General features: G+C 43.3%; 21 protein-coding genes and 1 pseudogene. 18 read left to right on the forward strand and 4 right to left on the reverse strand.

All coding sequences use genetic code 11. The features are described from left to right. Position 1: 1 nt before the first annotated feature. On the reverse strand, positions 2-769 hold the full coding sequence (locus WR49_RS02660; protein ID WP_016792130.1) for a carbohydrate deacetylase: 768 nt from the start codon (positions 767-769) through the stop codon (positions 2-4). Between the two features lie 180 nt (positions 770-949). Here WR49_RS02660 and WR49_RS02665 point away from each other — a divergent pair, with 180 nt between their 5' ends. From WR49_RS02665 to WR49_RS02670, 3 genes are all read left to right on the forward strand, one after another. After that, the gene (locus tag WR49_RS02665; protein WP_046222967.1) at positions 950-1843 is read left to right on the forward strand and encodes a LysR substrate-binding domain-containing protein; all 894 of its coding nucleotides are present in this window, start codon (positions 950-952) and stop codon (positions 1841-1843) included. Positions 1844-2426: 583 nt separating this feature from the next. After that, positions 2427-2693: an IS1-like element transposase gene (locus tag WR49_RS21775; RefSeq protein ID WP_082082732.1), complete on the forward strand. Its 267-nt coding sequence runs from the start codon at positions 2427-2429 to the stop codon at positions 2691-2693. 188 nt (positions 2694-2881) lie between these two features. Then, on the forward strand, positions 2882-4051 hold the full coding sequence (locus WR49_RS02670) for an MFS transporter (protein WP_046222968.1): 1170 nt from the start codon (positions 2882-2884) through the stop codon (positions 4049-4051). Between the two features lie 384 nt (positions 4052-4435). Here the strand turns inward: WR49_RS02670 and WR49_RS02675 are convergent, their stop codons facing one another. After that, a complete protein-coding gene (locus tag WR49_RS02675; RefSeq protein ID WP_046222969.1) occupies positions 4436-6469 on the reverse strand; it encodes an acetoacetate--CoA ligase in 2034 nt (677 codons plus the stop codon). A gap of 199 nt (positions 6470-6668) precedes the next feature. Between WR49_RS02675 and phhA the strand changes: the two genes are divergently transcribed. From phhA to WR49_RS02700, 6 genes and pseudogenes are all read left to right on the forward strand, one after another. Then, positions 6669-7463: a phenylalanine 4-monooxygenase gene (phhA, locus tag WR49_RS02680; RefSeq protein WP_046222970.1), complete on the forward strand. Its 795-nt coding sequence runs from the start codon at positions 6669-6671 to the stop codon at positions 7461-7463. Then, entirely contained in the window at positions 7453-7791 is a 339-nt protein-coding gene (locus WR49_RS02685; RefSeq protein WP_017057672.1) for a 4a-hydroxytetrahydrobiopterin dehydratase, read from the forward strand. The genes phhA and WR49_RS02685 overlap by 11 nt, the downstream gene beginning before the upstream one ends. A gap of 246 nt (positions 7792-8037) precedes the next feature. Then, positions 8038-8247, forward strand: coding sequence for a DUF3283 family protein (locus tag WR49_RS02690; RefSeq protein WP_046222971.1), 210 nt, complete (start codon positions 8038-8040; stop codon positions 8245-8247). Between the two features lie 96 nt (positions 8248-8343). After that, positions 8344-9060, forward strand: a complete 717-nt coding sequence (locus tag WR49_RS02695) for a YebC/PmpR family DNA-binding transcriptional regulator (RefSeq protein ID WP_017057670.1) — start codon at positions 8344-8346, stop codon at positions 9058-9060. A 161-nt stretch (positions 9061-9221) separates the two neighbouring features. Continuing rightward, positions 9222-9404: pseudogene (locus tag WR49_RS20890) on the forward strand (hypothetical protein); the annotation flags it as partial. Then, on the forward strand, positions 9401-10276 hold the full coding sequence (locus tag WR49_RS02700) for an NAD(P)-dependent oxidoreductase (protein ID WP_046222972.1): 876 nt from the start codon (positions 9401-9403) through the stop codon (positions 10274-10276). The pseudogene WR49_RS20890 and the gene WR49_RS02700, both read left to right, overlap by 4 nt. A gap of 300 nt (positions 10277-10576) precedes the next feature. Here WR49_RS02700 and WR49_RS02705 read toward each other — a convergent pair whose 3' ends face one another. Continuing rightward, positions 10577-11464: a LysR family transcriptional regulator gene (locus WR49_RS02705; protein WP_029627159.1), complete on the reverse strand. Its 888-nt coding sequence runs from the start codon at positions 11462-11464 to the stop codon at positions 10577-10579. 212 nt (positions 11465-11676) lie between these two features. Between WR49_RS02705 and WR49_RS02710 the strand changes: the two genes are divergently transcribed. Together WR49_RS02710 and WR49_RS02715 are read left to right on the forward strand one after the other, a co-directional pair. Further along, positions 11677-12069, forward strand: coding sequence for a hypothetical protein (locus tag WR49_RS02710; RefSeq protein ID WP_017057667.1), 393 nt, complete (start codon positions 11677-11679; stop codon positions 12067-12069). Between the two features lie 170 nt (positions 12070-12239). Continuing rightward, a complete protein-coding gene (locus tag WR49_RS02715; protein ID WP_046222973.1) occupies positions 12240-13007 on the forward strand; it encodes a glutathione S-transferase family protein in 768 nt (255 codons plus the stop codon). A 276-nt stretch (positions 13008-13283) separates the two neighbouring features. Here the strand turns inward: WR49_RS02715 and WR49_RS02720 are convergent, their stop codons facing one another. Further along, complete coding sequence (locus tag WR49_RS02720) at positions 13284-14051, reverse strand: EAL domain-containing protein (RefSeq protein ID WP_046222974.1); 768 nt, start codon at positions 14049-14051, stop codon at positions 13284-13286. 356 nt (positions 14052-14407) lie between these two features. Here WR49_RS02720 and WR49_RS02725 point away from each other — a divergent pair, with 356 nt between their 5' ends. The 7 genes from WR49_RS02725 (at position 14408) to WR49_RS02755 (ending at position 21147) form a co-directional block, all read left to right on the forward strand. Then, positions 14408-15088: a hypothetical protein gene (locus tag WR49_RS02725; protein ID WP_046222975.1), complete on the forward strand. Its 681-nt coding sequence runs from the start codon at positions 14408-14410 to the stop codon at positions 15086-15088. Positions 15089-15154: 66 nt separating this feature from the next. After that, positions 15155-15853, forward strand: a complete 699-nt coding sequence (locus WR49_RS02730; RefSeq protein ID WP_046222976.1) for an ABC transporter ATP-binding protein — start codon at positions 15155-15157, stop codon at positions 15851-15853. Continuing rightward, complete coding sequence (locus WR49_RS02735; protein ID WP_046222977.1) at positions 15841-17139, forward strand: ABC transporter permease; 1299 nt, start codon at positions 15841-15843, stop codon at positions 17137-17139. The genes WR49_RS02730 and WR49_RS02735 overlap by 13 nt, the downstream gene beginning before the upstream one ends. Continuing rightward, a complete protein-coding gene (locus WR49_RS02740; RefSeq protein ID WP_046222978.1) occupies positions 17132-17914 on the forward strand; it encodes an outer membrane lipoprotein-sorting protein in 783 nt (260 codons plus the stop codon). Before WR49_RS02735 ends, WR49_RS02740 begins: the two co-directional genes overlap by 8 nt. 9 nt (positions 17915-17923) lie before the next feature. Continuing rightward, positions 17924-19216 (forward strand): hypothetical protein, encoded by a 1293-nt coding sequence (locus tag WR49_RS02745; RefSeq protein ID WP_017057660.1) that lies wholly within the window; start codon positions 17924-17926, stop codon positions 19214-19216. Then, positions 19216-20250 (forward strand): sensor histidine kinase, encoded by a 1035-nt coding sequence (locus tag WR49_RS02750; RefSeq protein ID WP_046222979.1) that lies wholly within the window; start codon positions 19216-19218, stop codon positions 20248-20250. Before WR49_RS02745 ends, WR49_RS02750 begins: the two co-directional genes overlap by 1 nt. Positions 20251-20322: 72 nt before the next feature. Then, complete coding sequence (locus tag WR49_RS02755) at positions 20323-21147, forward strand: LytR/AlgR family response regulator transcription factor (protein ID WP_046222980.1); 825 nt, start codon at positions 20323-20325, stop codon at positions 21145-21147. Positions 21148-21254: the final 107 nt, after the last annotated feature.

Here is a 21254-nt window from a genome sequence, read left to right on the forward strand (position 1 = left end):
TTTAAGCATGAAGCGCATCAAAGCCAACGCATTCAATGCCACTTTTTCTTAGCCAGAGAGAGAACTCATCGCTGGTTAAAATCTTCCACTCTTCAACACGAGCATGGGTATAACTAGAGATGTCCTCTAGCTCTTCAGTTAGCGTCCTTGCTGGGTGGCACATTAATTCAATCGTACTGTTAGGCATGCTGTATTGATAAGCCAGCAATACTGCTTTGAGGTATTCAATATTGACACCTTCTGCATGAAAGCCCATATCAAACGCATCTGGGGTAGGAACCGACAATAAGTTTTGACCCCGTATAAAGCTATCAATACGCCTGACGGGGAGGCCTATTTCATTGGCTGCTTGTGTAAAACCTATTTTAAGAGGGCGATAGGCACCAGCAAAATGGTGGCTATCGATATGATTAATATTAAATCCCGCGTCTAAAGCCGCTTGATATTGCGCCATACACTCTCTAAAGACTTCATCAGAAGACACATCAGATTTATTAAACAGGGTCTTTCTATCAAAAAAATGACCATTCTCGTCAACCAGTGTTGGAATTAATTTAGGGGACGATATTGATTTACCTGATGTCACTGTAAAATGTAGTCCAACTTCATGAATAAGACCACGTTGATAGAGTTGTGACGCGTGAGAGACACCAGGTTGGTTCATCATTATGGTGGTCGATTTTACGGTTCCGGCACGAAAACAATCCGCAATCCCCAAGTTCACCGACTCCGTCAGCCCGAAATCATCAGCATTTAAAATAAGTTTCATCGTATCTCATCCACGTTATATCTTATCGATTCTCGTAATAGCGTTATCAGCTCCGATTCCCTTCTTGATTGAGTCACCATTAACGTCCTTGTAATGTGACATTACACAAATTAATCTATAATGACTGACAACTTCGGACAAACGAATAATTCCCCCCACACGAATTAACCAGAGTAATGCATGAGCTCAATCACCAATCAACAACAGCAGCTTTCTCTGCTTCATACTTTTAGCGTTGCAGCGCGCCACTTGAGTTTTACCAAAGCAGCAGAAGAGCTCTTTCTGACCCAAGGTGGGGTTAGCCAGCGAATTAAAAAACTGGAAATGCAGCTTCATTTCAATCTATTCATTAGAAAAACCCGAAAGTTAGAGCTCACACCGGAGGGACAAAGAGTTCTGAGTGTTCTGAATTCATCATTTGAGTCCATTTTTTCCACCCTTTCTGACATTCAAACCGGAGAGCTGACTGGTAGCTTACATATAGCGACATCACCTTATTTCGCCTCTGCTTGGCTGATCCCGAAACTCCCTTCACTTCGTCAGCTATACCCCAATCTAAGCATCAAGCTGCAAACCAAACAAAATCAATCTGATTTTCAATTTGAGCCTTACGATGTGGCGATTTTTTATAGCCAAGGGCGGTATCCAAACCACTACAGTGAGCGACTGTTTTCAGGGAAAAGAACACCTGTATGCAGTGTTGATTACGCCGCCGAGCATGGCCTTCACAATGGGTTGAGCGCTCTATCTGACGTTAATTTTATCCATAGAGGGGATACGAGTGCGTGGCAGTATTGGTTAGATGAGATGAATGTCGACATTGATTGTAAAAAACGGTGTGACTTCTATAGTGACAATCGCCTAGCGATGGAAGCGGCGGAATTATCGCTCGGTGTGTTTCTTGCTCGGTATGAATTTGCGCTGCCTTTAATCCAAGCGGGGAGGCTAGTCGCGCCATTTCCACATATTGAATCAGGAAAAGGCTACGATTTGGTTTGCCCTAAAGGAATGGAAACAAGAGTAAAATTCCAAGCGTTTTCTCGCTGGGTACATTCTGAGATAGACAACGGATAAAGCGTGCTCGTTATATTGTTATATGACTGAGCACGAATCAACTCAAACGCCATCGTTCTCAGAGCCTCTCCAGTGCTTTAGCCTCATCATCGCTCAAATGAAAAAATACCCTAGAGTTTACTTTAGGGTATATATTAACAACAATGATAGGCAGTCTATGGCAGCAATGAAGACTGCATAATCAACAAAACTCAAACTGAGTTTTGTTGATTATTTTTTGTTAAAAAAAATCAATAACTAGATCTTCAACCTGGACTGGATACTCCTCCATCAACCAATGACCACATGACTCCAACACATGACCTTGAACGTCATTGGCATACTCTTTCATTTGATTGATTTGAGTTGTCCCTAAACTACTTTGAGCGTTATCTGATATTGCCAGGATCAGCATTTCCCACAAATTATTTCAAGTACCATTTGCACAATAAAACTTCAAAAAGACATATTAAGTCCCTGTAGGAATATGTATTGGTAATTTTAAGGACTTAATCTTGCGTGTGTTATCCCCTATTATGCAATCCAAGTTGATAATTAAATTCAAACGACTACCAATATTTTTTGGTGAAATTTACGGTTCGATGTGACAACGAATAGACCTAACTGCTGCTTCTGTCATAAGAGTGACAGTGTCATAAAGCATGGCTATGGCCCCAACGGCCATCAACGATTTCACTGTCTTGCTTGCCGCCGTACCTTTCAAGTGAATTATTGTTACGAGGCCTGTAAACCAGAAATTCGAAATAGGATTATTGAAATGACCGCACAAAATCATGGAAAGCGAGCAACCAGTCGTCATTTGCAAGTTTCGTACAACACGGTTCTAAGCGCATGTCATCGGGATAAATAGAAGCCATTCCCCCTTTGAAAATGCGAATTCTGATACGTTGCCGAATTCAACCACATTGAAAACGGCATTTTTATTGGATAAAAACAACATTTTTGTGCCACTTTTCCGACACTTGGACTTAGGACTCTAACAACAACCAATATCGACGGTACGTAATTACCGCATATAAATAATTTTGAGTTGAAACAATGAAAAAACAAAGCTTGTTTATCTTTGCTCTATCTTTAGCCGTTTTTGGCGTTATCACGACAGAGCTTGGTATCATCGGACTCTTGCCACAAGTCATGAAAGATTTAAACATTGACGTACAAGAAGCTGGTCTGTTAGTGAGTATCTATGCTGTCGTTGTAGCAGTCAGCGGACCATTTATTACGTTAATGATGTCTGGGTGGAATAGAAAGTATGTTCTAGTCGGCATTTTGTCTCTATTCGTTGTCTCTAACCTTGTGTACGCTATGACGCAAGATTACACAACCATGATGATATTTCGCGTTCTACCGGCGTTAGTACATGCTGTATTCTTTTCTGTCGCTTTAGTGGTTGTCACATCAATGGTTCCAGTTGAAGAGCAAAGCAACGCCGCTGCTAAAGTTTTTGGTGGAGTAGCCGTAGGATTAGTCTTTGGTATTCCGATTAGTGCTTTTCTTGCTGAAGAATATTCTCTCGCTTATGCCTTTTACTTTGGTTTAGCCGCTTGCGCCATTGCGTTAGTGAGTGTGATGTTCTTGATGGAAAGTGCTCCCGTTAAGGAAAAAATGTCATTCGGCTCTCAAGTAACTATCTTACGCAGCAAATCAATGTGGCTGTCGCTATTCACCGTTATATTCATCTTTGCAGCGATGTTTTCTTCGTACAGCTTTATTACTCAATACTTAAGCACAGTAACGAATATGAACGGTACGTGGATTAGTGCCATGCTGATGGTGTTCGGTGTATTTGGTATCTTTGGCAACTTTATCTTTGGTAAGTTACTCAGTCAGAATATGCGAAAAACTGTAGTACTGTACCCTATACTATTCAGTCTTACCTTTATCACAATTTACCTTATGGGATTTTCTTTCTACTTTATGATTGCCATGGTTGCATTTTGGGGCGCTGTACACTCAGCAGGCTTGATCGTTAGCCAGACATGGATAATGGAAAATGCGGGAGATTCTAAAGTGTTTGCGAATAGTCTTTTTGTATCTTTTTCAAACCTAGGAATTACTATTGGATCGGTAATAGCGGGGTGGTTTATCGCTCAGTTCGGTGTAGAAAATCTATTCCTATCAAGCTTAGCATTTACGGTATTAGCGTTGATTAGTATCTTACTAAATCAGAAAAAAAGTCCCGCTCTTAAACTTTCAGAAGTGAATTAATCAGCGAAAGTGCTGACTTTCATGAGAGAAGCATAACCACAAAGGTCAGCACTGTTTTTATTACTTAACCACCTACGATTCGAATAAGCATGTTAATTCAAGCGGCTTTGTTACGTCATTAAGTTGAACTAAATCAAGAACCGAAAGAGTCGAGGAAATGGTTTTGAAGTCACTAAGGTGTGGATGAGTTTAGTGAAACCTACGCTTGTGAATCGAAGTCTATTAGTAGACATAAGTCTGTCCACATAGGATTAATCCTTGAATAGATAAAGTAATAGGTACGTCCTGACGATTCCAATTAACGACCACGAGTTCCAAGGCTAAAAACTTCCACAGTGTTGAACCAACGGAGGTTTTTCTTTCGATTTTCCTAGGAAAGAAAAACTAAAACGAAACAGCACGTTTTATCTCTTCCAAAACCTCGGCGTTAGCAATAGCTCCGAGGTTCTCTACATTTTTGCCATTGATCACCTGTTTCACAGCCAACTCCACCAGTTTGCCAGAGCGTGTTTTTGGCACGTCGCTGATCGCAAATATCTGGCTTGGCACGTGTCTTGGTGAGCATGATGATTTGAGTTTGCTTTTGATGGCTGTCAGTAACCCATCATCTAGATCCACACCTTGCTGCAGTTGAACAAACAGCCATATCTGCTCATTGCGGTCGACATCTTTACCGACTGCGATGGAATCGATGATGCCCTCAATGGTGTTCACTTGCTGATAGATCTCTGCGGTACCAATTCGCACACCACCAGGGTTGAGCGTGGTGTCGCCTCGCCCGTAGAACAAGTAACCGCCATGTTCGCTCTGTGCGACTTCATCACCGTGATGCCACACATTATCAAACCTATCCCAATAGGTGCAGTGATAGCGCTCTCCGGTGTCATTCCAAAAGCCAGCGGGGAAGTTGGGTAGGGAGTTAGTGCATACCAGCTCGCCCCGTTCTTGGTTGACCTTGCCACCAGACGAATTGAACACCTTGATGTCGACGCCAAGCCCGGCCTGTTGGCACTCACCGCGATACACTGGCGAGATAGGGTTGCCTAATACAAAGCAGCCACAAATATCCGTGCCGCCAGAAATAGACGCCAAATGTAGGTCTTGTTTGATGTGCTTGTAGACGTAATCGAACTGCTCTGGGTAGAGCACAGACCCCGTCGAGCACAGTGTTCTTAAGTGAGGAAGATAGTGACTGTCGATAGGCGAGAGCTCCGCTTTCTCAATCGTTTCTAAATACTTGGCTGAAGTGCCAAACAGCGATACATCCGCACGCTGCGCTAAATCCCACAGAACGTTGGGTTGCGGGTAAACCGGGCTCCCATCAAAGATGACCAAACAAGCACCGCTGGCGAGCGCAGAGACGTGCCAGTTCCACATCATCCAACCACATGTGGTGTAGTAGAACACGCGATCTCTTGGTTTAATATCGCAGTGAAGTTGATGCTCTTTTAGGTGGTTGATGGTGGTGCCACCGACAGAGTGAACAATGCATTTAGGTTGTCCTGTGGTGCCGGAAGAGTAGAGTACAAACAGTGGTTCATTGAAGCCGACGCGAGTAAATAGAAGAAGTTTTGGCTGATAGTAACTAATGATGTTTTTCCAGCTTTGGGGTGACACATAAGCTTCAACGTTGTTCTTCTCTAAATCGCTCTTCTTTAAATCACGAGTCGGTTTCAAATAACCGATCTCACACACCTGTTTTAGCGTGTTTAAGTGTTCGATGATTTCACGGTTCTTGTCTGTCATATCGAACGTCTTGCCATTGAAGGTGTAGCCGTCACAGGTGAACAGCACCTTAGGTTTCACTTGGCCAAATCGCTCAATCACACTCTCGACGCCAAAGTCAGGTGAGGTTGATGTCCAAATAGCCCCTAAGCTGGTGGTCGCTAGCATTGCGACCACGGTTTGTGGCAGATAAGGGGTATAAGCGGCAACTACATCACCTTGCTCCACGCTGCTATCGACAAGCCATTGCTGAACACTAGAGACTGCTTCACACAGGCTTTTCCATGTATAACTCTGCTGTTCGCCACGTTCATTCTCAAACCAAATCGCAAGTTCGTTTGGCAACGTTTTTGATGAATGCAGTAAGTTTTCGGCGTAGTTAACTTGCGCATTCGGAAACCACACCGCATCGCGATTCGATTTTGGCTGCTGCCAACGGCTCTCGCCTTGAGTTTTGGTGTCATCTCCTTGCGAACCCACCATTCCACAAAACTGCCACACGTTTTGCCAAAACGACTCCGGTTGCTCCACAGACCATTGATGGAGATCGGCGTAGCTTCTTAGCTCCCTCTCTAACTTCAATACTTGCGGTTTTAATTCAGACAGGTCGAGGCTGTCGATAAATCGGGTTACGTTGGCATCGGCGATACGTTGCTCGTTTGGTTGCCAAATGGACTTATTGCTTTCGTGCATTCCTTTACCTTTAACAAAAAGTTAACGATTTCAGTCTGGTATTTAGGTTTTATAAAGTCAAAAGATCAGCAAAATAAGCGTTTGATATAGGTGTGTAAACAAAATGTTACACGGGAGGGTGTTTAGAAAGATAGCGAAGATTGGCGCTTATAAAGAGTGGAGATAGGCTTAAAGGGAGACATTCGTTAGGAGGTGTGTAATGACTCAATATCATTCTAAGCCCGTGAGCCAAGAGGGATGGGTTGAGTGGAGCCTCGAAGAAGACGCCATTTGGCACGACTTGGTGAAAAGGCAACTGGACGTAATTAGTGACCGCGCTTGCGATGCTTATTTGCACGGTTTGACCTTGCTTGATCTACCATTAGATAGGGTCCCTCAACTCCCAGAGATAAATAAAGTGCTAAAAGAAACAACAGGTTGGCAGGTTCAGCCTGTTCCGGCATTGATCGATTTCGACCGTTTCTTTGATTTACTCGCTAATAAGAAGTTCCCCGTTGCGACATTTCTGAGAACGCGAGACGAGTTCGATTATTTACAAGAACCTGATTTTTTCCATGAAATTTTTGGCCATTGTGCAATGTTGACTAATACTGATTTCGCGGCTTTCACTGAACATTATGGAAAACTAGGCCAAGCGGCGACATCCAAGCAGCGCGCCTATCTTGCCCGCTTGTATTGGTTTACGGTCGAGTTTGGTTTAGTCAAAGAAGGGCACAAGCTGAAAATCTATGGCGGTGGCATTCTTTCCTCTCCGGCAGAAACCATTTACGCGTTGGAAGGGGACTTGGCCGTTCGTGAGCGGTTCGAGCTAAAAACCGTTTTAAGAACCCCTTATCGCATCGACATTATGCAGCCGAAATATTATGTGATCGACGAGCTATCTGAGTTATTCGAAATCAGTCAGAAAAACTTATTACAGCAAGCTGATCTCGCGATTGATGCGGGATTACTACCACCACTTTTTGAACCCAAGGAACCAACACATGTTGAATGAACAAAAATGCGAAGCCTGCAGTATCGACGCGATTGCTCTAAGTAAAGATGAGCAACAATCTTTACTGTTGGAGTTGTCTGACTGGCAGATCATGGAAAGAGAGGGCATCTCGCAGCTTGAGAAGGTGTTTAAGTTTAAGAACTACAAACAAGCCTGGGCATTCAGCAACAAAGTGTCAGAGTTGGCAGAAGAAGAATTTCATCACCCTTCGATTTTATTGGAGTGGGGCAAAGTAACCGTAACTTGGTGGAGCCACTCAATCAAAGGCCTGCACAAGAATGATTTCATCTGCGCCTCACGCTGTGATGTGTTCGCGGTGAGTGATTAGTTTGTAGATTAAGGGGTTACTCTTTTGCAGTCTTTTTGATGTGATTACCTCATTATTCGGCTCATTCGGTGAGTCGAATACTCAATACTTTCTCATCAAGCTACTTCTCTCAAAGTAGCTTGATGTACATCAGCGATTTGCTGTTTTCTCGCCCTACATCCACCCACTAATGCTCATAGTATTGGTTTTATGAGCCTGCTCTATGATATATTTCTCGGCCAAGTGTATTACAGACGAAGGCTAATAATGTCTATCAACCTTTCACTCCTTCCACCCAGCGAGAAAAATAAAATCGAACTGGATAAGCAAGCATCGTTTCTTGTATGGAAACTAAAGCAAGCGAAATGTGGCCCTGAAGCCATTGTTGAAGAAGCAATGAAGCTAAGTGACCCTGATGAAAAGGTGTGGTTTGAGCAGTCTGTAGAAAAATACAAACGGGTAATGGGTGTCGCATAAACGCAGATAAACCTTGCCCAGCAATGCTGTAGAATTGTAATGACACAGTAATTTGCTAGAATTTTCACCGTTAATTGAATCAGAGAGAAGATCCCGATGGGAAGAAGTTTTGAAGTGCGCAAGGCCTCAATGGCGAAAACTGCAGGCGCAAAAATTAAAGTTTATTCTAAATACGGTAAAGAGATTTACGTACTGGCTAAGAACGGCAGCTCTGACCCAGACATGAACCTACCTCTTAAGCACCTGATTGCTAAAGCGAAGAAAGACCAAGTACCCGCTCACGTTATCGACAAAGCGATCGATAAAGCAAACGGCGGCGGCGGTGAAGACTTCCAACCTGCTCGTTACGAAGGTTTTGGCCCTGGCGGCACAAGCGTAATCGTTGACTGTCTAACTGACAACGGCAACCGTACTTTCCAAGACGTTCGCCAATGTTTCGTTAAGACTGGCGCGAAAATCGGTGTTGAAGGTACTGTTTCTCACATGTTCGCTCACCAAGCTGTATTCCAGTTCAAAGGCGAAGATGACGAGATCATCCTAGAAACGCTAATGATGGAAGACGTAGACGTGACTGACGTTGAGCTAGAAGACGGTGTTATCACTGTATTTGCTCCAACGACTGAGTTCTTCAAAACGAAGACAGCACTAAACACTGCGTTCCCAGAGCTAACGCTAGACGTTGAGGAAATCACTTTCGTTCCTCAAACAACTACGCCAGTAGCTGAAGAAGATTCTGAGAAGTTCCAGAAGTTCTTAGACATGCTTGACGACTGTGATGACGTTCAGCAGGTTTACCACAACGCTGAGCTGTAATTTTTACAGTAACAACAGTTATAAAAAAACCGAGCCTAGTGCTCGGCTTTTTTATGAACGTTATACCTGATTTTCCTTGATCATCGTTCCATAATGTACGGCTGACAAAGCGTTCTCTGGTCGCGATTTATCGCTGAACTTCATTATATTGTTCGTCTTATCCCGACATGAATCTGATTTAAGTACTCCCTGAGTATCATCGGGGTGATCGCCAAGCGTATTTAGTGTACAAAGAAAGAAAATATCAGCCGAAGGCATTGACCTTGCTCATCGACGCTTTGATTGAATGTTTTCAATCAGTTCATAGTGATGAGCTCAGTCAAATGAAAAGGAGAAAGAAATGAAAGTAAGTTTTATCGGGCTAGGCGTAATGGGTTTCCCAATGGCAGGACACCTAGTCAAAGCCGGTTTTGAAGTAACGGTATTTAACCGCACTCATAGCAAAGCATTAGACTGGGTTGATAAACACCAAGGTAAAGCCGCTGAGAGCGTGGCTGAGTGTGTCGCAGAAGCTGACGTGGTATTGGTTTGTGTAGGTAATGATGACGACGTACGCAGCATGACAACCAGCGAAACAGGCGCATTGGCAGCAATGAAGCCAAACGCAATTCTTGTCGATCACACTACAACGTCTGCAGTTCTGTCTGAAGAGCTTGAAGTGGCAGCGAAGCAAGCCGGTATTCGCTTTATGGATGCACCTGTATCTGGTGGCCAAGCGGGCGCAGAAAACGGCGTGTTAACCATCATGTGTGGTGGCGAACAAGCGCTATTCAACGACCTTCAACCTGTGTTCGAAGCTTACGGTAAGTCGTCGGTTCTGATGGGTAAAGTCGGCCAAGGCCAACGCGCGAAAATGGTTAACCAGATCTGCATCGCGGGTGTATTGAACGGCTTATCTGAAGGCTTGGTACTTGCTGAAAAATCAGGTTTGGATATCCCAACTCTGGTTGATTGCCTTAAAAATGGCGCCGCTGGCTCATGGCAGATGGAAAACCGCGCAACCACAATGGCGCAAGACAAGTTTGATTTCGGCTTTGCCATTGATTGGATGATCAAAGACTTAGGCTTCTGCCTAGATGAAGCAGAGCGCCAAGGCATCCAACTTCCACTGACTGAAAAGACCAACAACGCCTACAAGGCACTGTCTGCCGAAGGACAAGGCCGCATGGATACGTCAGTATTGATGAAAGCTGTGGTTGAAGAGACTAAGAAGTAGAAGTAATAGAAGCTTCTCTTGGATAAACAAAAATAGCCGCTAATTAGCGGCTATTTTTATTTGTACCCACTTAGAATACGTGAAAGCGTTCGTTCTGAAGTTCACAATTGGATAAAAGCTTCTTCGAGCCTTTACTTAAATTAGCAAAACACGAATTAGCGAAAATATGGGAAAAATTGATTAAATGTATGCCTAGCACCGATTATTGTATTTTCTGCCTTATTTAATTAAAAAGGCCTATGAACTAAAATGGCTTCCTTGGTTGTAAACTAAACAATTTGTGGAACTCTATAAATGCTACTAAACCGATAGTCTCTCAGATAAATAATCAACCAACATCCTGACTCGTCTTGATAGATTTCGATTTAGTGGATATAAGGCTGAAATTGTAGTGGCTGGTTGGTAGTAATCGCTAAGTAGTAATTGCAAGCGGCCCTCTTCAATATCATTCTTGAATAAAAAACTAGGTCCAAAGCCTATGCCTAACCCACGAAGAATGCTCTCAACTATTAAACCACCATCATTACTCGTTAAACTACCTTTTGCCTTTACAGTAATTGATTCACCACTAGGAGAGAGAAATGGCCAGCCCCGATTAATCTTGGAGTCACTATAAATTAAGCAATTATGTTCCATTAGATCTGCTGGTTGGTAAGGTGTTCCCGATTTTCTTATATATTGGGGAGAAGCGACGACTTGAAATGTGCAGTCTGCTAACCGACGAGAGATAAGACAGGAGTCTTCTAATTGTCCTACTCTTAGCGCAATATCTATACCTTCTTCCACTAAATCTTCAGTACGCCCACTGGCTATTACCTCAAGCTCAATTTCTGGATACTGGAGTTGAAATTCTATTAGTAATTGACCAAAACCTGAAATGATAAGACTTTGAGGTAATGTTAGGCGTATTTTTCCCTTTGGTGCGCCTTGGCTATCCATGACCTCAGCCCGAGCATTCTCAGCTTCTGCCATAATTATCTTACAGTGCTTATAGAACTGTCCGCCTTCATCAGACAAGCTCAATTTACGAGTCGTACGATATAGTAGGCGAGTTCCTAAATCATCTTCCAAGGTGGAGATCTGTTTGCTGATAAATGATTTAGAGAACCCAAGTTTCTCCGCTGCCGCCGTAAAACTTCCTGTATCAACAACAACAGAAAAAGTTTCCATAAGAGTTAAAATATTCACATTAGCACTCGTGAGTAAACAATTAGTTTACTTTAAGCATATATATCTCACCCTATAAATACAATAAAATTGAAGTTAACAATTTGAAACCGACCCGATAACAAAAAATGAACAATGGGGTGAGTGATGATTACCTTTTACGTAAGTGGTTATCATTAGAGTTTGACCTTTAAATACGACAACACAATGAGACTTTATCTAGGATGAATATTATGAAAAAACTACTACTTGCTATATCACTCATTTTATTGAGTTTTACTTCAATTTCACCAGTACACGCGAGTGATGCTGACATGCGCAACACATATATGGTTACGTGGACGCTTGAAGTGAATGATGCCAACTTATTCAAAACCACCCTAAAAGAGCAGATGGATAAAGTTTTAGAACTATGGGTTAGTGGCACAATAGAGAATGTCTACCTAGACAACAAAAAATCGGAAGTGATTGTGCGTAAAGGTGATGTTGGAAAAGTGATTTTCTTTATCAAAGCGAAAACCGAAAATGAAGCACAAAACATATTAGATGAATTACCTTTAGCTAAAAAGAAAATAGCGTCATATCAATTGACACCTGCTGGCGTGCTTTGGTTAAAACAGTATTAATTTAACGGTAAAGTGAAGCGTTTTTCTTACCAATGCTTCAGGTGTACTTAAACATCGTTTTTTAGATAAGCCCGATGCTGATGTATTACCACGTATGCTGCCAGTTAAACCGAGAATATGAAGCGATTTAACTCGTTTATTCAAAACTTAGAAGATAGGTTCCTAACACTATGACATCATTAATGCTTTATCATCACCCACTATCCGTGTGTTCGATGAAAGTAAGACTCGCACTTGAAGAAAAAGGGCTTGCTTGGTCTGGTCGTGTTATTGATATTATGCGAAAACAAGAGCAGTTAGACCCATGGTATTTGAAATTAAACCCACAAGGAGTAATCCCTACAGTGGAGATTCGAAATGGTACAACCAAAGTATTGACTGATTCTGCTTATATTATTCGATCCATCGCTTCTTTATCAGAAGGTAACAACTTGATACCATCAGGTGAAAGTAATTGTCAATTAATGGATAAGTTAATTAATTTAGCTGATGGCATTGATCTTCAGATCCTTAGTTATTCGCGTCATCCATCGATGGAAAAATCTGAAAAAATATTGAATTCCCGTATCACCAAGGCACTCTTAATGGCTGATAAATATCCTGAACTTAAAGATAACTATATTGTTTGTGCAGATCGCTCAGAAAATAGTAAAGTATTTAGGGTTGATAGCAAGCATATAGAAAAGGTTGAACAATATGCATTGGAAGCTATTTCATTTTCTGAAAAGCAACTTGAAGGTAATCAATTTCTTTTAGGCAATGTTTATACACTAGCTGATGTAATTTGGACTGTAGTGCTCTCAAGACTTGACTTGTTGGGTTATAGTAAGTGGTTAGATAAGGATAATTTCCCAGAAATATCAAGTTACTACTTAAGAATGCAACATCGAAAAAGTTATACTCTTGCTCAGATCCAAAATGAGTGGTGGGACAAATAACTACAGCTAACTATTATAAAATGTTGTGTATGTATGGAGATCACTCAGTATCCTGTTAGTGTATCTCCATCTTAGCTATGTCGATAAAGTAAATCCTGTTCTAGAGTAAAAATCATGAGAATAAGATTGGAACGTTAAAAATGACACATTCCTTTCGACTTCGTTCCAACGTTTCATTAAGAGGCTGATAATAGATTGCTAAAATTGTGGTAGCGAAGCGGAACTTAACCTTCTTACTTGAATGACTTGTTATATTTTCCGAATATATACACTCAATTAAAATTTACTGAAATCTACATTTGGCAGACTTTCAAAGCCAGGTTTAGCAAATAAATACCCTTGCATTAATTCAATGCCAAAATCTCGCAAGCAGATGAATTCTTCTTTAGTCTCAATACCCTCAGCTAAAGGGGTGATTTTCAAATCACGAAATATATTTAAGCAGTTCTTTACTATTGATTGGCGAGCGTGATCTTTATCAATATTGCGAATGAGTTCCATATCAAACTTTACTATACTGGTCTGAAGTTCAGCTAACAATCCTAAGCCTGCATAACCAGAGCCAAAATCATCAATTGCAGTCTTAAATCCTAATTTACTGTAATAATCAACTATACTTTTAATTAAATTAATATCTTCAATTTTTTCAACTTCTGTAAACTCAAACATTATTTTATCAATTGGAAAATTATATTTATTGGCCGCATCTAATGTTGTGCGAATACAACGTTCGGGTTTGTATATAGCATTTGGTAGAAAGTTAATACTAAGTATTGAATCAATTTTTAATTCGGATGCAAGTGCTATCGCCTTAACTCGACATAGTTGATCAAATAAATAACGATTATCATCATTTATTTTAGATATTATTGAAAATGCTGATTCATTGTTTAAACCTCGAACCAAAGCTTCATACCCATAAATTTGATTCGTTTTGCAGTTGATAATTGGCTGAAAAGCCATTGTGAAGTCGAAGTCAAGTTTGCTTTTATCAGAACAATTATCACATGACAATCTGTCATAAATTATAGGTTCTTCTTTCATTTCTATATCCTTAACAAATATAACGCTAAATTAAGAGCAAATATAACATTTTAATATCGAGCGAGTACGAGTTCATACATTCAGCATATCTCAAGTATTCTACCTAACCAACTGAAAAATTTGCATATAATGCAATATGGAAGTCAATCGCCCTCTGGCTCACTTTGGCGCAGAAATGAGTCAGCTCTGAGCTATCCGATTTTGTGTTGCTGTTACTTTTTCGTTTTCCGTTCTGCCCCACTCACGCCCTAGCTAAACCATTCACTCCCAGTAATTACCATTCGTCGCATTGGTAAAACTGCGCGACAAATTCTAGTTAACCTTTCAACGTCAACATTTGAAAGGGATTAGAAATCATGACTACTTCACACTCATTTAATTCAGGCTCTACCGCTTGTTTGCTTAAGCGTTCATTGCTGATTGCTCTTGTTTCATTTGCTCCCACTTTGGTTCAGGCCAATCCGAGTTCAGACGTACTTGATATTTACAACCAAGCGGCGCAAGGCAATGAAGACTTGGTTGAGGTGGCGTATGAACGCCTAAATGATACGCTGCAGCAAGACGGTGCGACACCACTGACTTTGGTTTACCTAGGAAGCACAGAAACCTTAATGGGCCGTGATGCATTCTTGCCTTGGAACAAGATGAAGTATGTAGAAAAGGGTTTATCGACCATTGATAAATCACTGGTGCTGCTTAAAGACGAAGACCAACCGATTCATGAGCAACCTCGTGTTCAAGGGCTGCCAGATTCTTACCTAACTCGCGCAATGGCTGCGGTGACTTACACCTCGCTACCAGACATGTTTAACCATTTTGATCGTGGTTATGACCTGTTCCTCTCGTTACTCGCGGAAGAAGATTTCCAACAACAGCATTTCGCTGCGACCTCATGGATTTACCGTTACGCCATTACCGCATCGATTCGTGCTGAAGACTTCGAGCAAGCACAGGTGTGGCTTGAAAAGATGGAAAACACCGATGCTGGCAACATCGAGACCATGACGGCGAAAGCCCTAATAGCGAAAGCCAAATAGCGGTTTACTAAAGCTCATTAACAACTGCGAACGCTTAAGAATGATAGGTCAGCGGAGGACAAAGGAATGATTGAATTTAAAGGTATCGGCAAAGCGTATGTGACTGGCGGTCAACGTGTTGATGCATTAAACGGGGTCGATGGACACATCCAACGCGGTGAAATGGTGGCCTTGTGTGGGCCGTCTGGGTCAGGGAAAAGCACACTGTTGAACATCCTTGGTTTGTTGGATATGGATTACCGAGGGCAGATCAATATTGATGGCCGACCGTATCCGACAGAGCAAATCGCTGCTGCACGTTTTCGTCGTCAGTCGTTGGGTTTTGTGTTTCAGCGCTTCAATTTGGTTCCTGTGATGACGGCACTTGGGAACGTCGCTTATCCATTGATGTTGAACCAATACTCAAAACAAGAACAGCAAACCAGAGCTCAGGACATGTTGGAGCGTGTTGGGCTAGGTGAATATGTACATCATCGCCCAGACAACCTTTCAGGCGGCCAGCAGCAACGTGTCGCAATAGCCAGAGCGCTAATCCACAACCCAAGCTTAGTAATTGCCGATGAGCCGACTGCCAGCTTAGACAGCCACACCGCCAACCTAGTGATCGACATTATGAAAGAGCTCGGTCACGAGATGGGCACCACCTTTATTGTCGCAACGCACGACCCAAGAATGGCGCAGCGTTGTGATCGAGTGATTGAACTTATCGATGGACAACTGGCACCACAAGCCACAGCAACGGAGGCGATCTCATGGGCAAGTTAACACAAAAAATGAGCACGTTTTTACTTCCAACCTCGGTACGTTTAGCGTGGCTTAATTTATTGAGAAACGGTCGCCGCAGTCTGCTCTCGGTGTTGATCATCGCGATTGCGGTATTTGCGCTGACATCGGCTGGAGGCTACGGGCTTTACACCTATGAATCTCTGCGTGAATCGACCGCGCGCGATACTGGTCATCTTACTTTGAGCACGCCGGGATACTTTGAGCAAGATGAAGACATGCCGCTGAGCAATGGCTTGGATAATGTTCAAGTGCTAACCAAGAGCATCATTGGCGACAGCGACGTGCGTGGTGTGCAGCCGCGAGTCTACTTTAGTGGCTTGGTTTCTAATGGCAGTAAGTCGACCATTTTTATGGGAACGGGCGTGAATGAGCGTGAGTTCGATATGAAAGGACCTTTCCTTGATGTGCGCAGCGGGCAAACCCTGTCGGATGTGAAATCCGCAAGATACGACAGTCAAGAGCCACAAGTGATGCTGGGAACTGACTTGGCTCGTAACCTCAAAGTTGCGGTTGGTGATTGGGTAACACTACTTGCGACCACCAGTGACGGTGCTTTGAATGCTTTTGATTTTAAGGTGCAAGGCATCTACTCGACTGGGGTGCCTGAGCTGGATAAGCGTCAGCTTTACGTACACATCACCACTGCACAAGAGCTTCTAGCCTCTGACAAAGTCAGTACCTTGTCGGTGTTCCTATTTGAGACAAGCAAGACCTCGACCGTACAGCAACGCATCCAAACTGCTTTAGATCGAAATAGCGCTAGCCAAAATGATCAAGGCACAGAGATCGAGATTACTCCGTGGCAAGATCGTGCGTTTTTCTACACCAAGGTTAAAGATCTTTACGACCGGATCTTCGGCATCATGGGCGCGGTGATGGCATTGGTAGTGTTTGTGTCGCTGTTTAACACCATGACCATGTCGGTGACCGAGCGCACTCGTGAGATTGGCACCTTGTCAGCACTCGGCAGTTACCCTTCTGAAATAGTGGCAGGCTTCTTAAAAGAGGCGGGATTGTTGGCTGTGATTGGCAGCGCGATCGGTGCGTTAGTGAGTGGCTTAGTGTCGGTGTTACTGCTGGTGGTTGATATACAAATGCCACCGCCTCCTGGTCGAACCGAAGGTTACCCACTCAACATTTACTTCTCATTGGAATTGGTTGGTTACGCCACTTTAGGTGTGCTGACAATCTGTTTGCTGGCTGCTTATTTCTCTGCTCGCAAAGGCGTGAATAAGCCAATCACGGAGGCGTTGGTTTATGTGTAAATTTACTCGTTCACTCACTGTTTTAGGTTCTGTATTGGTTTTGGTTCTAGCATCGACACCAAGTTGGGCAGTCGATTCACAACAGGTCACAGAGATGATCGCCAAGGCGGATGGTTACCGATTGAACAGCGCGAAAGCCTCTAAGGTAGTGTCTTTGGTGGCGCTGTATCAAGACGATCAACTCGATAAAACCCGTGAATACAACGTCTACACAAGGCCAAACCGAGAGTCATTAGTGGTGTTTAAATCAGCCGTTGAGGCAGGTCAAAAGATGCTGATGATTGAAGATAACTATTGGCTGCTGATGCCAAAGTCACGCCGACCAATTCGTATCACACCGATGCAAAAGCTATTGGGTGAAGCCTCGGTAGGGGACATTTCGACGCTGACGTGGAGCGAAGATTATCAAGGTGAGTGGGTTGCCGAGCAACAAGTTGAGATGTCGACTGGCGAGAAACTCGATACCCATCACCTAAAGCTCGCGGCGAAAACCAAGGGTGCCAGCTATCAATCGATTGATCTGTGGTTAACTGCAGACCGAGCATTCCCAGTTAAAGCGGATATGTACCTGCGTTCGGGAAAACTGGCAAAGCAAGCGTGGTTTACCGAAGGCGTGCGAGATGGATTACCAACCGTTGTGTCGATGACCTTGCTCGATAAGATTCAACCAAGCAAGAAAACCGTGATTGAGTACCGCGAAGTGAGTGAACAAAGCTTGGAAGACAAATATTACAACCCTGCCTACCTATCGCGTAACAGCGTATCTGGGTTGTAGGTGGACGTCATGAAAGCTTCCAATCGCCGATTCCACATCAAGTCTTCAATCACTACGTTGCTTGCTTTGTCTTGTGTGAGTAACACGATTCAAGCGGGCGACCTGAGCTTGGCGTGGGATTGGCAACTCAGTGCAGAAGCGATTGAATCGCGAGAGTCGCCATTTAGCCCTTTAGCGTCTGATAATCGTCAGTCTTTAAATGGCTTGCTGGATCTTGAGGTTGGCTATGGCAATTGGCTTGGTCTGTTCGCAGTGAAAGCTAACGATATTCTAAGCAATAACCCTCAACAACAAGACGCGAGCTTTGAATCTGAATTCATTGTGCGTGAGTTGTTTTGGCAAGGTGGTGTTGAGCTGTCGAATTCATTAATCGGTGACCATTACCTCGATGTCACGCTCGGTAAGGTTCGCCTTGATTGGGGCGTGGGTTATGGCTATCGACCGTTAGACATCATCAAGCCTTATCGACAAAATCCCGTTGGTATTGTTGCAGAAGAGGGTGCAGGAGTGGCCTCGGCGTCACTGTTCGATATGACGGGCGAGTGGACACTGCTTTACAGTGATTCGTCATGGACTTCCCAAGACGTAAATGAATTCGAAAAGCAGAATCAGCAACAAGGCTTTGGGGTACGTCGTTACAATCTTGTAGGTGATCACGAGTATCAGTGGGTCGCTTATTATGACGATGTACGTCACGGCTTGCTTGGGGTGAGTTTAGTGTCGGTGTTGAACCGCGCTTGGGAGTTTCATGGTTCGGTGGTCTATCAACGACAAAGCCTTGGCTACAGTCAGCCTAACTCACTGCTTAAACCGGTTTATCTTGAAGAGCAAGGCGAGGCTTATCAAGCGTTAGCAGGGTTAACATGGGCGAATGACACGGGCCACAATGTGGTGCTGGAATACTGGTTTGATAGTCGAGCTTGGAGTGATTCTGAGTGGCAAAGCGCAATAGAAAGTGCCGAGTCTTTGTCGGTGAATCCGATGACATCTTCATTGGCAGGCTCTTATGCGCAAGGCTATCAGCACGCTAATTTGGTTCAACACAACATCATGTTTCACTGGTCATTGGATTCGACACATGGCTGGCTTGAAGATATCACGCCGACATTCGACGTCATGTTGTCTCCTCAAGATGGCGGCTTTATTGCGACTCAGTGGCTCAATTATCAAGCATTAGATAATGGCGATTCATCGTTGGATTTGGAACTTGCTGCACGCTTTCTAGGCGGTAAAAGTGATTCTACTTACGCCAACTTACCCGATAGTCATATTATTCTCTTAAATATCAAAGGACGCTTTTAATGAACACTTTTTCAAATAGTCAGTTTCCATGGATTAAAAGCTTCACGATAACCACTCTGTTTTGTTTCGTCATCGCCATTACCACACAGACAATTTGGGGTGGCGACCTTGTGGTCAATCTAGCGATCAGTTTTGGTTTTGGTTATAGCGCGGTGGGCTCCTCTTTTATTTTGGTTGAGGTGTTGAAGAGGAAATCGAAGGTGTTTGATGTGGGTATCTCTATGGTGGTCGCGATGACCTTTGGTACCTTGAATGCATACTATTGGTTGAATGGATTCTTTGGCTCTAATATCTCTGATCTTAAATCTGTCGTGTTGCTCGGTGTGATTTTCTGTTCGGTTTGCTTTTACTATTTCTATACACGAGAGCAACAGCTACGGGCCGATAATGAGCTGGAAGTAGCCAAGCGTCGTCAGGCCGATCAAGAGAAGGTGGTGGTATTGAGTCAGCTTAAGCAGCTACAAAGCCAAATTGAACCGCACTTCTTGTTCAACACACTTGCGACCATCAATGTGTTGATTGAGAGTGATAGCGCGAAAGCCAAGCTGATGCTCGAAAAACTCACCGACTTGTTGCGTGTGACTTTGAAAAACAGCCGCACCGAGCAGTCGACCATCGCACAAGAGGTCGACTTGTTAGACGCTTATCTTAATATTCAGAAGATACGCTTGGGTGAGCGCCTAACGTTCTCGATTGAAACACATGAGATTAGCGATTTGCAGGTGATTCCACCGTTCTTGATTCAGCCTTTGGTCGAGAATGCACTCACGCACGGTATTGAGCCCAAAGCGGCGGGTGGCCAAGTGAATATCCGAATAGCTCAACAAGCCGAACAGCTCAAAATTGAAGTATCAGATAATGGCACAGGGCTGAAAGTGCCTTCTGCGAATACGGGACACGGTGTTGGGTTAAGCAATATTCGTCAAAGGATCGAAACCCTTTATGATGATAAGGCGAGCCTAACGATTACTGAACAAGCTGAAGGCGGGGTAGTCTCGACGATCTTATTACCGTTGACTGACGCAACTGCCTAGAATTACAAATCAGAAAGCATAGCCCAATGACGAAAGACAGATGATTTACAGTGTGAATTTAAAGGACTGACCATGAAAAAACCAGTATTAAAGCCAAGCGTAACGGCGATTATCGCAGACGATGAAGCACTGTTAAGACACCACTTAGACAAGAGCTTGGCTGAAGTTTGGCCGGAACTCGATATTGTCAGTAAGGTACAAAATGGTTTGGAGGCGATGCAGAGTATTCGGCAGCTTAAGCCTGACGTGGCCTTTCTCGATATTCGTATGCCGGAGCTGGATGGAATCTCACTAGCGAAACAACTCAACAAGCTAGATTCACCGCCATTGATTGTGTTTATTACGGCTTATGACGAATACGCTGTCAAAGCCTTTGAGTTCAATGCGATGGATTACCTGCTAAAACCGATCAATGAAGAGCGTTTACTTGCCACATGTCTGAAGGTTCAAGCGCGCTTGTCGAGCAACCAAGAGAAATCAGATAGCACGCCAGTACAACCCGATATCGCGGCGTTAATGAGTCAGCTTCAGCTATTATCCCAATCAACATCACAGCAAGTTCAATATCTAACATGGCTCAAAGCCAGTGTCGGAGAAGATATCCACTTAATCGCCGTCGATGATGTGGCTTACTTCAAAGCGGAAGACAAGTACGTCTCGATATTCAAAAAAGGCCGAGGCGGCTCTCTAGAGGAATTTATTATTCGCGTGTCGCTAAAAGAGCTGATCGCCCAGCTTAACCCGGATGATTTTTGGCAGATCCACCGTTCAGTGGTGGTCAAAGTTTCAGCCATTGATAAGGTGAAGAAAGGGCTCTACGGTCAGATGTCGGCTTATGTGTCAGGCGAGAAGCTACCGATCAGCCGAGCCTCGCAAGTCAGGTTTAAAGGGATGTGATAAACGAGCTTAATGACACCTTACCTTTTACTTACTCTTACTCATTCGTGTAATTTATAAATTAAACATTTTCATGCCAATATCGATTGCCTCTCAAATCTTAATTG

This window comes from Vibrio sp. ECSMB14106, from assembly GCF_000972265.1.
GTDB lineage: Bacteria > Pseudomonadota > Gammaproteobacteria > Enterobacterales > Vibrionaceae > Vibrio > Vibrio kanaloae.

Bases quoted from the DNA above. Each gene is read 5' to 3' on its own strand.
- WR49_RS02755 (WP_046222980.1), top strand. From the start codon at position 20,323: ATGAAAAAACCAGTATTAAAGCCAAGCGTAACGGCGATTATCGCAGAC.
- WR49_RS02700 (WP_046222972.1), top strand. From the start codon at position 9,401: ATGAAAGTAAGTTTTATCGGGCTAGGCGTAATGGGTTTCCCAATGGCA.
- WR49_RS02725 (WP_046222975.1), top strand. From the start codon at position 14,408: ATGACTACTTCACACTCATTTAATTCAGGCTCTACCGCTTGTTTGCTT.
- WR49_RS02670 (WP_046222968.1), top strand. From the start codon at position 2,882: ATGAAAAAACAAAGCTTGTTTATCTTTGCTCTATCTTTAGCCGTTTTT.
- WR49_RS02735 (WP_046222977.1), top strand. From the start codon at position 15,841: ATGGGCAAGTTAACACAAAAAATGAGCACGTTTTTACTTCCAACCTCG.
- WR49_RS02730 (WP_046222976.1), top strand. From the start codon at position 15,155: ATGATTGAATTTAAAGGTATCGGCAAAGCGTATGTGACTGGCGGTCAA.
- WR49_RS02665 (WP_046222967.1), top strand. From the start codon at position 950: ATGAGCTCAATCACCAATCAACAACAGCAGCTTTCTCTGCTTCATACT.
- WR49_RS02690 (WP_046222971.1), top strand. From the start codon at position 8,038: ATGTCTATCAACCTTTCACTCCTTCCACCCAGCGAGAAAAATAAAATC.
- WR49_RS02715 (WP_046222973.1), top strand. From the start codon at position 12,240: ATGACATCATTAATGCTTTATCATCACCCACTATCCGTGTGTTCGATG.
- WR49_RS02660 (WP_016792130.1), bottom strand. From the start codon at position 769: ATGAAACTTATTTTAAATGCTGATGATTTCGGGCTGACGGAGTCGGTG.
- WR49_RS02745 (WP_017057660.1), top strand. From the start codon at position 17,924: ATGAAAGCTTCCAATCGCCGATTCCACATCAAGTCTTCAATCACTACG.
- WR49_RS02740 (WP_046222978.1), top strand. From the start codon at position 17,132: ATGTGTAAATTTACTCGTTCACTCACTGTTTTAGGTTCTGTATTGGTT.
- WR49_RS02675 (WP_046222969.1), bottom strand. From the start codon at position 6,469: ATGCACGAAAGCAATAAGTCCATTTGGCAACCAAACGAGCAACGTATC.
- WR49_RS02710 (WP_017057667.1), top strand. From the start codon at position 11,677: ATGAAAAAACTACTACTTGCTATATCACTCATTTTATTGAGTTTTACT.
- WR49_RS02695 (WP_017057670.1), top strand. From the start codon at position 8,344: ATGGGAAGAAGTTTTGAAGTGCGCAAGGCCTCAATGGCGAAAACTGCA.
- WR49_RS02685 (WP_017057672.1), top strand. From the start codon at position 7,453: ATGTTGAATGAACAAAAATGCGAAGCCTGCAGTATCGACGCGATTGCT.
- WR49_RS02720 (WP_046222974.1), bottom strand. From the start codon at position 14,051: ATGAAAGAAGAACCTATAATTTATGACAGATTGTCATGTGATAATTGT.
- phhA (WP_046222970.1), top strand. From the start codon at position 6,669: ATGACTCAATATCATTCTAAGCCCGTGAGCCAAGAGGGATGGGTTGAG.
- WR49_RS02750 (WP_046222979.1), top strand. From the start codon at position 19,216: ATGAACACTTTTTCAAATAGTCAGTTTCCATGGATTAAAAGCTTCACG.